This is a genomic window from Streptacidiphilus monticola (genome assembly GCF_042658505.1).
Lineage (GTDB): Bacteria > Actinomycetota > Actinomycetes > Streptomycetales > Streptomycetaceae > Streptacidiphilus > Streptacidiphilus monticola.
Map to the genome: position 1 here is coordinate 58812 of NZ_JBHSQJ010000083.1, position 13003 is coordinate 71814.

The window sequence follows — 13003 nt, forward strand, 5'->3', positions numbered from 1 at the left end:
GCGCGCTGTCACGAGCCGACCGGCTCCTCCACGCCGGTGAACGCGCGCCACAGGCGGGCGTAGGGGCCGCCCGCCTCCACCAGCTCGGCGTGGGTGCCGTCCTCGACGACCCGGCCGTGGTCGAGGACGACGACGCGGTCCGCGCGGGCGGCCGTGCTGAGCCGGTGGGCGATCACCACCGTGGTGCGGCGCCTGCCCCCGCGCCGGGCGAGCCGGTCGGCGGCGCGGTTGACCGCGGCCTCCGTCGCCAGGTCCAGGGCGGCCGTCGCCTCGTCGAGCAGCAGCAGGTCCGGGTCGACCAGTTCGGCCCGGGCCAGGGCGATCAACTGGCGCTGGCCCGCGGACAGGTTGCGGCCGCGTTCGCTGACCCGGTGCAGGTAGCCGCCCTCCAGCCGGGCGATCATCTCGTGCGCGCCGACGGCCCGGGCCGCCGCCTCCACCTCGGCGTCGCTCGCGTCCGGGCGCCCGTAGGCGATGGCGTCCCGCACCGTGCCGGCGAACAGGTAGGCCTCCTGGGGCACGACGCCGAGCCGGTGCCGGTAGCCGGCCAGGTCGAGCTCGCGGACGTCGTGGCCGTCGACCAGGACGGCGCCGCCGGTGACGTCGTAGAACCGGGCCAGCAGCTTGACCAGGGTGGACTTGCCCGCGCCGGTCTCGCCGACCAGGGCGACGGTCTGGCCGGCCGGGATCGTCAGGTGGAGTCCGCCGATGATCTCGGTGGCGCCGGCGTCCGCCGCCCGGTAGGCGAAGTGGACGTCCTCGAACTCGACGTCGCCGGCCAGCCGGGCCACCGGCTTCGGCTGCGCCGCCTGCGGGGTGGTGGTCGGGGTGCGCAGCAGCTCGCGGATCCGGGTCAGGCCGACGGCGGCCTGCTGGTAGCCGTCGAAGACCTGGGACAGCTGCTGCACCGGGGAGAAGAACAGGTCGATGTAGAGCAGGTAGGCGACCAGTGCGCCGGTCGTCAGCGTGCCGGCGTCCACCCGGTGCGCGCCCTCGATGAGCACCAGGGCCGCGGCCGCGCTGCTGAGGAACTGCACGAACGGGAAGTAGGTCGCGATGTACGCCTGGGCCCTGATCCGGGTGCGGCGGTAGTCGTCGCTGCGTGCGCCGAAGCGACCGCGGTTGAAGTGCTCGCGGCGGAAGGCCTGGACGATGCGCATGCCCGCGACGTTCTCCTGCAGGTCCGCGTTGACCGTGCTGACCTTCTCCCGGGCCAGCTTGTAGGTCGCGCTGGACTTGCGCCGGAACACCAGCGTCGCCACCAGCAGCACCGGCAGCACCGCGAAGACGTAGAGGGCCAGGCCGGCGTCCAGGACGAGCAGCACCACGAAGATGCCGAAGAAGGTGACCAGGCTGACCACGGCGGTGACCACGCCGGTCTGCAGGAAGGAGCTGAGCGCGTCCACGTCGGTGGTCATCCGGGTCATGATCCGGCCGCCCAACTCGCGCTCGTAGTAGTCGAGTCCGAGGCGCTGGAGGTGGGCGAAGATCTTGACGCGCAGCGAGTAGAGCACGCGCTCGCCGGTGCGTCCGCTGACCACCGACTCGACGGCCTGGACCGCCCAGTCGGCCAGCACGATCGCGAGCGCGATCAGCGAGGCCACGGCGACGGCGCCGCCCGCGGCCTTGGTCACGCCGTCGTCGATGCCGTGCCGGATCAGGATGGGCAGCGCCAGCGAGGCGAGCGCGTCCAGCGAGACCAGCATCAGCGCCAACAGCAGCGGGCCGCGGAAGGGGCGCAGCATCCGGCCGAGGTTGAACTGCGGGTCCGGCCGGCGGGCCTGCTCCAGCGGGATGCCGGGGTCGGCGTCGGCCGGGGGCAGTGCGGCGACCTGGGCGAGCAGGTCGGGGGTGGCGGCCATGGAACCCATGGCGCTGCGCATGCCGCCGCCTCCGCCGTGCCCCCCGCCCGCGGCGGCGCGGGCCGCGCGGCTGCTGGGCGGGGCGTCCGGGTCGGGGTCGGGGAAGCGCTGACGGTCCCACAGTTCCGGGGTGACGCCGGTGTGCTGGACGTGCTCGGCGTCCTCCACGTCTGCGGCGAGGACGGAGTCGGCGAGCTCCTGCGCCGCGGGGTCGGCGTGGCGGACGTCGCCGGCCATGGCGTCGGGGTCGGTGAGCAGGGCGCGGTAGAGCGGGCATCGGGCGTCCAGCTCCTCGTGGGTGCCCACGTCCACCAGCCGGCCGTGGTCGAGGACGGCGATCCGGTCGGCGAGCAGCAGGGTGGACCGGCGATGGGCGATGAGCAGGGTGGTCCGGCCCTCCATGACGCTGTGCAGGGCCTCGTGGATCTCGGCCTCGACGCGGGCGTCCACGGCGGACGTGGCGTCGTCGAGCAGCAGGATGCGCGGGTCGGTGAGGATGGCGCGGGCCAGGGCGACGCGCTGGCGCTGGCCGCCGGAGAGGGTCAGGCCCTGCTCGCCGACCACGGTGTCGTAGCCGTGCGGGAGTTCGCGGATGAAGCCGTCGGCCTGGGCGGCCCTCGCGGCCGCCTCGATCTCGGCGTAGGTCGCCTCGGGGCGGCCGTAGGCGATGTTGTCGCGGACCGACTCGGAGAACAGGAAGCTGTCCTCCGGCACGATGCCGATCACCGCGCGCAGCGAGTCCAGGGTGAGGTCGCGCACGTCGTGGCCGTGGACGCGGACGGCGCCCGCGGTGGCGTCGTAGAAGCGCGGCACCAGCATGCCGACGGTGGACTTGCCCGAGCCGGAGGCACCGACCAGGGCCACGGTCTCGCCGGGGCGCAGGGTGAGGTCGAAGCCCTGGAGGACCGGGGCCGGCGCGTCGGCGTAGGCGAAGTCGACGTTCTCGAAGGCGAGCGCGGGGACGTCGCCGTCCTGGTCCAGCTCGGCCGGGTCGAGCACCCGGGCGTCGGGCCGCTCCTTGACCACGGGCCGTTCGTCGATCACGTCGAAGACCCGCTCGACGCTGGCCCGGCCCTGCTGACCCATCGTCAGCAGCATGGTCAGCGCCCGGACCGGGGCGGTCATCTGGGCGACGTAGGAGGAGAAGGCGACGAAGGTGCCGAGCGAGACCTGGCCGTGGACGGCGAGGTAGCCGCCGAGGGCGAGTACGCCGACCTGGCCCAGGGCGGGGATGGCCTGCATGGCCGGGTTGTAACGGGCCGTCAGGCGGATGCTGCGCAGCCGCTTGGCGTAGAGGCGCCGGCTGGTCCGTTCGAGCCGGGTCAGCTCCTGCTCCTCCTGGCCGAAGCCCTTGACCACGCGGACGCCGGAGACGGCCCCGTCCACGACCCCGGCGACCGCGCCGGCCTCCTGCTGCGCGGCCCAGGTGGCCGGGAACAGCCGTTTGCGGCTGAGCTGGGCGATCCACCACAGCGCGGGGGCCATGGCGAGGGCGATCAGGGTGAGCAGCGGCGAGAGGAAGAGCATGACGATCAGCGACATGCCGAACATCAGCAGGTTGCCGGTCATCATCGGCAGCATCGAGAGGATGCCGACGATCATCTGCAGGTCGGAGGTGGCCCGGCCGACGACCTGGCCCATGTCGAGGCTGTCCTGCCGGGTGCCGTCCAGTCTGGTCAGCGAGTCGAACAGCTCGCGGCGCAGGTCGTGCTGCACGTCCATGGCGAGCCGGCCGCCCCAGTAACGCCGCACCAGCGTCAGACCGAAGACCAGCACGGCCGCGCCGACCAGGGCTATCGCCCAGGGAAGCAGCGGCTTGCGGTGCGTGGTGATGACGTCGTCGATGATCACCCGTGGGATCAGCGGGGTCAGCGCGGTGACGGCCATGCCGACGAGGGACGCCCCGAAGGAGAGCAGCACGTTGGCCCGGTACCGCCAGCAGTACCGGGCGAGGCGGCGCACCCATCCGGACTTTTGAGCCTGAGACATATTTAGGGACTCTAACTTCCTCTGCTCACCCTGTCCACCGGCTTTCGTAAGCCGTCACCATCCACGTGCCCCGTACACCCGCTCCACGTGCAGCCGGATCACCACCCGTCCGTCCCGGACCATCGCGGCGCGGTAGTCCTCCCAGTCCGGATGCTCCCCGGCGACGGCGCGGTACACCTCGATCAGCTCCTCCACCGTGGCGTCGTGGGGATCCGCCGAGGTCGGCGTCACCTCGACGCGCCCCTCGGCGACGGCGTACCGCCGGAAGTCCGGACTCGTCACATACAGACTGCCCCGCGGATCCCGCCGGAGGTTCGCCACCTTGGCCCGGTCCGCGGTGCTCGACACCCGGATCAGCTTCCGCTCCGGCTCGTACAGATGCGTGACATTGCTCAACTGCGGGCGCCCATCGCGCTTGAGCGCAACAAGGACGCCGTTGCGCGTGCTCGCGATCAGCTCGTCCAGGTCCGACATGCGTGCCCCCACTCCTCCGGTCGACGACTGCACCCAGGCAAGCGCCGGACCGGGACGGAGTGTTCCCGCCGGGGCCTGGGGCCTGTCCGGCGGATCCTTCCGAACCAGCCCGCGTCGTTCCCCCGCCCTTCGAGCGGGAGACACCCCAGGCGCGGCCGGGTCCGTGGCGGCGGGGCGCCCTCGTACGGGATGTACTGGGCGTAACGCCAACGCAGGGTGGGGGCACCTCCCGGCCGAAGGCTGGGGGAGGCCGTGTCAGGCGGCGCGGGCCCGGAAAAGATCCGCCGGACAGGCCCTACTCCCCCGCCCCCGCCGCGCCCGCGAGGGCGCCGAGGGCGAGGCGGTGGAGCAGCGCCGCCATCGCGTCGCGGCCGTCGGGCTTCGGACCGGCGGCCGCGCTGTGGGGGGTGGAGTTGAGCAGGCCGAAGACGGCGTGGACGGCGGGGCGGGCGTCCTCGCCGAGGCCCGGGTAGACGTCGCGGGCGACGCCCACCCACAGTTCCACGTACTGGCGCTGCAGGCTGCGCACGCGGTGGCGGTCCGCGTCCGGCAGGTTGAGCAGTTCCCGGTCGTGCAGGGTGATCAGCGCGCTCTCGTCGAGCGCGAAGTCGATGTGCCCCTGGAGGAGCGAGTCCAGCGCGGCCCGCGGGTCGGCGGCCGCGTGCACGCGCTGGCGGCCCTCCGCGAGCAGCCGCTCGCTGATGCCGATGAGCAGGTCGGCCAGCATCGCGTCCTTGCCGGCGAAGTGCCGGTACAGGCCCGGGCCGCTGATGCCGACGGCTCGGCCGATCTCGTCCACGCCCACTCCCAGGAACCCGCGCTCGGCGAACAGCCGTGCCGCCTCGCGGCGGATCTGCTCACGCCGGGGGGTGGTTCCTGCGGGGCCTGGGGGGTTCGGCATCCGGCAATCCTAGACAGCGACGTGAGCCGGCGTTAGCCTGCCCCTAGCTAGTTAACGATGGTTAACACGTTCGGCCCAAGGGAGCGCCACCGATGGTCCCTGTCACCCTGGCCCCGGCTCTACAGAGCTCGGCCGACCCCGCCTCGCCCGGCTTCCGGGCGAACGACGAGGCGCACCGCGCCCTCGTCGCGGAGCTGCACGCGAAGCTCGACACCGTCGCCGAGGGCGGCGGCGCACGGGCGCGCGAGCGGCACACCGCGCGCGGCAAGCTGCTGCCCCGGGAGCGGGTGGACACCCTGTTGGACGCGGGCTCCCCCTTCCTGGAGCTGTCCCCGCTCGCCGCCGACGGGATGTACGACGGTGACGCCCCGTCAGCCGGGATCATCACCGGCGTGGGCCGGGTCTGCGGGCGCGAGGTCGTCGTCGTCGCGAACGACGCCACGGTCAAGGGCGGTACCTACTACCCGATGACGGTCAAGAAGCACCTGCGCGCCCAGGACGTCGCCTACGACAACCGGCTGCCCTGCGTCTACCTGGTCGACTCGGGCGGCGCGTTCCTGCCGATGCAGGACGAGGTCTTCCCGGACCGGGACCACTTCGGGCGGATCTTCTACAACCAGGCGCGGCTCTCCGCCGCCGGCATCCCACAGCTCGCGGCCGTGCTCGGCTCCTGCACCGCGGGCGGCGCCTACGTCCCGGCGATGAGCGACCAGGCCGTCATCGTCCGCAACCAGGGCACGATCTTCCTCGGCGGCCCGCCGCTGGTGAAGGCGGCGACCGGCGAGGTGGTCACCGCCGAGGAGCTGGGCGGCGGCGAACTGCACGCCCGCACCTCGGGTGTGACGGACCATCTGGCCGAGAACGACACCCACGCGCTCGCCCTGCTGCGCGGCATCGTCGCCGGGCTCGGCCCGCGCACCCCACGCCCCTGGGACACGGCCCCGGTCGAGGAGCCGGCCGTGGACCCCGCGGGGCTCTACGGCGCGGTGCCGGTGGACCCGCGCACCCCCTTCGACGTGCGCGAGGTGATCGCCCGGATCACCGACGGCAGCCGCTTCGCCGAGTTCAAGGCCGAGTACGGGCCGACGCTGGTCACCGGATTCGCCCGGATCCACGGCCACCCGGTGGGCATCGTCGCCAACAACGGCATCCTCTTCGCCGAGTCCGCGCTCAAGGGCGCGCACTTCATCGAGCTGTGCGACCAGCGGGGCATCCCGCTGGTGTTCCTGCAGAACATCTCCGGCTTCATGGTGGGCCGCCAGTACGAGGCGGGCGGCATCGCCAAGCACGGCGCCAAGATGGTGACCGCCGTGGCCACCACCCGTGTGCCCAAGCTGACCGTCGTCGTCGGCGGCTCCTACGGGGCGGGCAACTACTCGATGTGCGGCCGGGCCTACTCGCCGCGCTTCCTGTGGATGTGGCCCAACGCCAAGATCTCCGTCATGGGCGGCGAGCAGGCGGCCTCCGTCCTCGCCACCGTCCGCCGCGACCAGTTGGAGGCGCGCGGCGAGGAATGGTCCGCCGAGGCGGAGCAGGAGTTCCGCCGCCCGATCCGCGAGCAGTACGAGCGGCAGGGCAACGCCTACTACGCCACCGCCCGGCTCTGGGACGACGGCGTGATCGACCCGATGGACACCCGCACCGTGCTGGGCCTGGCGCTCAGCGCCTGCGCCAACGCCCCCCTGCCCGAGCCGCGCCCCTACGGCGTCTTCCGGATGTGAGAGGCCGTCAACCCATGTTCGAATCCGTACTCGTGGCCAACCGGGGCGAGATCGCCGTCCGGGTCTGCCGCACCCTGCGCAAGCTGGGCGTGCGCGCGATCGCCGTGCACACCGACGCCGACGCGGACGCGCCGCACCTGCGCGCCGCCGACGAGGCGGTGCGCATCGACAGCTACCTCTCGGTCGAGGAGCTGCTGCGCGCGGCGCGGCGCACCGGGGCCGAGGCCGTCCACCCGGGCTACGGCTTCCTGGCCGAGAACGCCGGCTTCGCCCGCGCCTGCGCCGAGGCCGGGCTGGTGTTCATCGGCCCGCCCGCCGACGCCATCGAGCTGATGGGCGACAAGATCCACGCCAAGGCGGCCGTGAGCCGCGCGGGCGTGCCCGTGGTCCCCGGCAGCAGCGGCGACGGGCTGACGGACGACCAGCTCGCCGACGCCGCGGCCGAGGTGGGACTGCCGGTGCTGCTCAAGCCCTCCGCCGGCGGCGGCGGCAAGGGCATGCGGCTGGTGCGGGAGGCCGAGCACCTGCGCGAGGAGATCGCCGCCGCCCGCCGCGAGGCCCGGGCCTCCTTCGGCGACGACACGCTGCTCCTCGAGCGGTGGATCGACCGCCCGCGCCACATCGAGATCCAGGTCCTGGCCGACGCCCACGGAAACGTCGTCCACCTCGGCGAGCGCGAGTGCAGCCTCCAGCGGCGGCACCAGAAGCTGATCGAGGAGGCGCCGTCCGTACTCCTCGACCCGCACACCCGCGCGGCCATGGGCGAGGCGGCCGTGCGCGCGGCCAGGTCCTGCGGATACACCGGTGCGGGCACCGTCGAGTTCATCGTTCCAGGGGGCGACCCCTCCTCCTACTACTTCATGGAGATGAACACCCGGCTCCAGGTGGAGCACCCGGTGACCGAGCTGGTCACCGGACTCGACCTGGTGGAGTGGCAGCTCCGCGTCGCGGCCGGAGAGGAACTGCGGCTGGAGCAGAGCGCCGTCGACCTGGACGGCCACGCCGTGGAGGCGCGGATCTGCGCGGAGGACCCCGGCCGCGGGTTCCTGCCCACCGGCGGCCGCGTCCTCCTGCTCGAAGAGCCGGACGGCCTCGACGGCACCCGGGTGGATTCCGGGCTGGCCGACGGCCAGGTCGTGGGCAGCAGCTACGACCCGATGCTCGCCAAGGTCATCGCGTGGGGCCCCGACCGGGCCACCGCCCTGCGCAGGCTGCGCGCGGCCCTGGCCCGGACGACGGTGCTCGGGGTCACCACCAACGCCGGCTACCTGCGCCGACTGCTCGCCGACACCGACGTCGTCGCGGGGGACCTCGACACCGGCCTGGTCGAGCGCCGCCCGGAGCTGACGGTGACGGACCCGGCCGACGACGAGGCCGCCCTCGTCGCCGCCGCCCTCGCCCGGCAGCTGGCCCTGCTGCCGGGCACCGGAACGGACGCCTGGTCGGACCCCTTCGCCCAGCCCACGGGCTGGCGCGTCGGCGGCCGGCCGGCCTGGACCCGGCACCAGCTGCGCCTGCCCGGCGGAGAACCGGTGACCGTGGCCGTCCGGCCGACCGGCGACCCCCGGGAGGGCAGCTTCGAGGCCCGGCTCGGCGAGGACGGCATCGCGGTCACCGTCCGCGTGCGCGCGGACGGGAACCGGCTCACCGTCTCCTCCGACGGCCTCACCCGGACCTTCGCACACGCCACTGACAACTCCGGCGCGCAGCCCGTCGAGTGGCTCGGCCGCGACGGCGACAGCTGGGCCGTCCACGTGCACGACCCGCTGGCCGACGTCGCCGCGGGAGCCGGCGCCCACGCGGGCGACAGCCTGACCGCGCCCATGCCCGGCACGGTCACGGTGGTCAAGGCCGCCGTGGGCGAGCGGGTGACGAAGGGTCAGCCGCTGCTCGTCCTGGAGGCCATGAAGATGGAGCACGTCATCTCCGCCCCGCACGACGGGGTGCTGGAGCAGCTGCGCGTCAGCGCGGGCAGCACCGTGGCGATGGACGAACTCCTTGCCGTGGTCAGCACCGAGGAGGCGGCGGCATGACCCGGCGCCCCGACCCCCGACCGACGCGCCCCCCGCGCCAGGCGGCGCCCGAGCGAAGCGAGGCAGCCGCATGAGCACCACCCTGGACCTCGGCCTCCCGGACCGCGCACCGCTGGCGGGCCTGCCCGCCAGGGTGCGGATCCACGAGGTCGGCCCCCGTGACGGGCTGCAGAACGAGTCGGTCACCGTCCCCGTAGAGGTGAAGGCGGAGTTCATCGCCCGACTCGCCGCGGCGGGACTGCGCACGGTCGAGGCCGCCAGCTTCGTGCACCCCAAGTGGGTTCCCCAACTCGCCGACGCCGAGCAGCTGTTCCCGCTGCTGGCACCGGTGGCCCGAGAGTACGGCGACGAGCTGCGGCTGCCGGCCCTGGTCCCCAACGAGCGCGGCCTGGACCGGGCGCTCGCCCACGGCGTCCGCGAGGTCGCGGTCTTCGGCAGCGCCACCGAGACCTTCGCGCAGCGCAACCTCAACCGCAGCGTCGCCGAGTCGTTGGAGATGTTCGCCCCCGTCGTCCGCCGGGCCACCGAGGCCGGGCTGCGGGTCCGCGGCTACCTCTCCATGTGCTTCGGTGACCCCTGGGAAGGGCCTGTGCCCGTCGCCAAGGTTGTCGAGGTCGGGCGCGCGCTGCTCGACCTGGGCTGCGCCGAGCTGAGCCTCGGCGACACCATCGGCACCGGGACACCGGGCCAGGTCGCCGCGCTGCTGCGGGAGTTCGCCGCCCAGGGGACCGGCCCCGAGGTGCTCGCGGTGCACTTCCACGACACCTACGGCCAGGCCCTCGCCAACACGCTGACCGCCCTGCAGCACGGCGTCACCGTCGTCGACTCCTCCGCCGGCGGCCTCGGCGGCTGCCCCTACGCCAAGAGCGCCACCGGCAACCTGGCCACCGAGGACCTGGTCTGGATGCTCGACGGCCTCGGCATCGACACCGGCGTGGACCTCGCGGCCCTCGCCGCCACCAGCGCCTGGATGGCCGGCCACCTCGGCCGCCCGAGCCCCTCCCGCGCGGTGCGCGCACTCACGCACTGAACCTTCCCTTTTCTCCCCACCCTCAGGAGAGTTGACATGCTGGACCACCGGCTCGACCCCGAGCACGAGGAACTGCGCCGCACCGTCGCCGAGTTCGCCCACGACGTGGTCGCCCCGAAGATCGGCGAGTACTACGAGCACGACGAGTTCCCCTACGAGATCGTCCGCGAGATGGGCCGGATGGGTCTGTTCGGCCTGCCGTATCCGGAGGAGTACGGCGGAATGGGCGGCGACTACTTCGCGCTCTGCCTGGCCCTGGAGGAGCTGGCCCGGGTCGACTCCTCGGTCGCGATCACCCTGGAGGCCGCCGTCTCGCTGGGCTCCATGCCGATCTACCGCTTCGGCACCGAGGAGCAGAAGCGGGAGTGGCTGCCCAGGCTCTGCTCCGGCGAGATGCTGGGCGCCTTCGGCCTGACCGAGCCCGAGGGCGGCTCCGACGCCGGGGCCACCCGCACCACGGCCCGCTACGACGCCGACACCGACGAGTGGGTGATCAACGGCACCAAGTGCTTCATCACCAACGCCGGAACGGACATCACCGGCCTGGTCACCGTCGCGGCGCTCACTCGTTCGAGCGAAGAGGAGGGGAATGCCTCGCCCACCCGCTCGATCTCGACCATCATCGTGCCCACGGGAACCCCCGGGTTCACGGTGTCCAAGAAGTACTCGAAGGTCGGCTGGAACGCTTCCGACACCCGGGAGCTCTCCTTCTCCGACTGCCGCGTCCCCGCCGCCAACCTGCTGGGCGAGCCAGGCCGCGGATACGCCCAGTTCCTCCGGATCCTCGACGAGGGCCGTATCGCGATCGCCGCCCTGGCCACCGGCCTGGCCCAGGGCTGCGTCGACGAGTCGCTGCGCTACGCCGGTGAGCGGCGCGCGTTCGGCAGGCCGATCGGGGCCAACCAGGCCATCCAGTTCAAGCTGGCGGACATGGAGATGCGTGCGCACACCTCCAGGCTCGCCTGGTACCACGCGGCCAGCCGGATGCTGGCCGGCGAGCCCTTCAAGAAGGAGGCGGCCCTGGCGAAGCTGCACTCGTCCGACGCGGCGGTCACCAACGCCCGGGAGGCCACGCAGATCCACGGCGGATACGGCTTCATGAACGAGTACCCGGTGGCCCGGATGTGGCGCGACAGCAAGATCCTGGAAATCGGCGAGGGCACCAGCGAGGTCCAGCGCATGCTCATCGCACGGGAGTTGGGCCTGGCCGGATAGTCCCTCCTGAGCCGCTCCGGTGCGGGCGCCCGGAAAGTTTCACCGCCCGTGACGGACGCGGTTGACTAACCCGGTTAAGCGAACGAGCCTCTGGCGCACGGCACTTGTCGCCGTGCACAACTCAACTCGCTCACCGGGGAGGTCTCGGCGTGACAACTCGCACATCCCTGGCGGCCGCGGGCGCGGCGGGGGCACTGGTGGCGGCCGGCCTGCTGGCCGCCACCCTGCCCGCGCACGCGTCCACCAGCGGCTGCTCCGTCTCCTACATGGTGCAGAACCAGTGGCCGGGCGGCTTCACCGGCAACGTCTCCATCACCAACCTCGGCTCGCCCGTCCCCAGTTGGGCGCTCACCTTCGACTTCCCCGACACCGCACAGAAGGTGACCCAGGGCTGGAGCGCCACCTGGTCCCAGTCGGGGACGCAGGTGACGGCGGCGAGCATGAGCTGGAACGGCTCGCTGGCGACCAACGGGTCCACGACCATCGGCTTCAACGGCTCGTGGAGCGGCACCAACCCGGCGCCGACCGACTTCGCACTGAACGGCACGCCGTGCACGGGAGCCGTCATCTCGCCGTCCCCCAGCGGGAGTTCCTCTCCCTCGGCCGGCCCGACGGGTCCGTCCGGCTACCAGGTCCCGGCTCCGGCGCTGCACGTCGCGGGCAACCGCCTGGTCACCGCGGACGGCAGCCAGATCCGGCTGCTGGGCGTCAACCGCTCCAGCGGCGAGTTCGCCTGCATCCAGGGCAACGGCATGTGGGACGGGCCCGCGGACCAGGCGTCGGTCGACGCCATGAAGGCGTGGAACATCCATGCCGTACGCATCCCGCTGAACGAGGAGTGCTGGCTCGGCACCGCCGACGTCCCGGCGGGCGGCACCAGCGGCGCCGCCTACCAGAAGGCGGTGAAGGACTACGCCGACCTGCTGGTGGCCAACGGCATCAACGTGATCCTGGACCTGCACTGGACCTACGGCCAGTACACCGGATCCGGCGCGGGCTGCTCGGACACCGCCGCCACCTGCCAGAAGCCGATGCCGGACCAGAAGTACACGCCCGCCTTCTGGAGTCAGGTCGCCACGGCCTTCAAGGGGGACGACGCCGTCGTCTTCGACCTGTTCAACGAGCCCTACCCGGACGCGGCGAACGGCTGGACGGACGCCACCGAGGCCTGGACCTGCCTCCGCGACGGCGGCACCTGCACCGGCATCGGCTACCCCGTGGCCGGCATGCAGAGCCTGGTCGACGCGGTGCGGGCCACCGGCGCGACGAACGTCGTCATGACCGGCGGCCTCACCTGGACCAACGACCTGAGCCAGTGGCTGGCCTACGCGCCCAAGGACCCCACCGGCAACCTGGTCGCGTCCTGGCACTCGTACAACTTCAACGGCTGTGTGACGACGAGCTGTTGGGACAGCACGGTCGGAACGGTCGCGGCCAAGGTGCCCGTGCAGCTGGGCGAGATCGGGCAGAACACCTGCGCCCACGACTACATCGACCAGGTCATGTCCTGGGCCGACAGCAACAGGCTCGGTTACCTCGCCTGGACCTGGAACCCGTGGGGCGTCTGCGGCAGCAGCGGCAACGACCTGATCACGGATTGGAGCGGCACCCCCACGAGCACCTTCGGCGAGGGCTTCAAAGCCCATCTCCTCACCCAGCAGCCCCACTAGGCGGCGCAGCCGCCCGCTTGACGGCGCAGCCGTCAGGGGCGCGAGGAACTGCGCGACGAGCCCACCACCCGGGGAGGTTCGACCCGCACATGGGACCGGACCTCCCCG

8 protein-coding genes are annotated in these 13003 nt (G+C 72.7%); 5 read left to right on the forward strand and 3 right to left on the reverse strand.

The features are described 5' to 3' along the window. Window positions 1–8: 8 nt before the first annotated feature. The 3 genes from ACFP3V_RS20270 to ACFP3V_RS20280 form a co-directional block, all read right to left on the reverse strand. Window positions 9–3851, reverse strand: coding sequence for an ABC transporter ATP-binding protein (locus ACFP3V_RS20270; protein ID WP_380585422.1), 3843 nt, complete (start codon window positions 3849–3851; stop codon window positions 9–11). Between the two features lie 54 nt (window positions 3852–3905). Continuing rightward, the gene (locus ACFP3V_RS20275; protein ID WP_380585424.1) at window positions 3906–4325 is read right to left on the reverse strand and encodes a PPOX class F420-dependent oxidoreductase; all 420 of its coding nucleotides are present in this window, start codon (window positions 4323–4325) and stop codon (window positions 3906–3908) included. Between the two features lie 295 nt (window positions 4326–4620). Then, entirely contained in the window at window positions 4621–5226 is a 606-nt protein-coding gene (locus ACFP3V_RS20280) for an SACE_7040 family transcriptional regulator (RefSeq protein ID WP_380585426.1), read from the reverse strand. Window positions 5227–5318: 92 nt separating this feature from the next. On the opposite strand from ACFP3V_RS20280, the gene ACFP3V_RS20285 reads away from it, so the two are divergent. The 5 genes from ACFP3V_RS20285 to ACFP3V_RS20305 all read left to right on the forward strand — a co-directional run bounded on the left by ACFP3V_RS20285 (window position 5319) and on the right by ACFP3V_RS20305 (window position 12895). Beyond that, a complete protein-coding gene (locus tag ACFP3V_RS20285; protein WP_380585428.1) occupies window positions 5319–6947 on the forward strand; it encodes a carboxyl transferase domain-containing protein in 1629 nt (542 codons plus the stop codon). A gap of 14 nt (window positions 6948–6961) precedes the next feature. Next, window positions 6962–8980 (forward strand): acetyl/propionyl/methylcrotonyl-CoA carboxylase subunit alpha, encoded by a 2019-nt coding sequence (locus tag ACFP3V_RS20290; protein ID WP_380585430.1) that lies wholly within the window; start codon window positions 6962–6964, stop codon window positions 8978–8980. A 70-nt stretch (window positions 8981–9050) separates the two neighbouring features. Further along, window positions 9051–10010, forward strand: a complete 960-nt coding sequence (locus tag ACFP3V_RS20295; RefSeq protein WP_380585432.1) for a hydroxymethylglutaryl-CoA lyase — start codon at window positions 9051–9053, stop codon at window positions 10008–10010. Between the two features lie 39 nt (window positions 10011–10049). Continuing rightward, window positions 10050–11225 carry an acyl-CoA dehydrogenase family protein gene (locus ACFP3V_RS20300; RefSeq protein ID WP_380585540.1) on the forward strand — a complete coding sequence of 392 codons (1176 nt, stop codon included), beginning with the start codon at window positions 10050–10052 and terminating at the stop codon, window positions 11223–11225. A 149-nt stretch (window positions 11226–11374) separates the two neighbouring features. After that, window positions 11375–12895, forward strand: coding sequence for a cellulase family glycosylhydrolase (locus tag ACFP3V_RS20305; protein ID WP_380585434.1), 1521 nt, complete (start codon window positions 11375–11377; stop codon window positions 12893–12895). Window positions 12896–13003 lie beyond the last annotated feature (108 nt).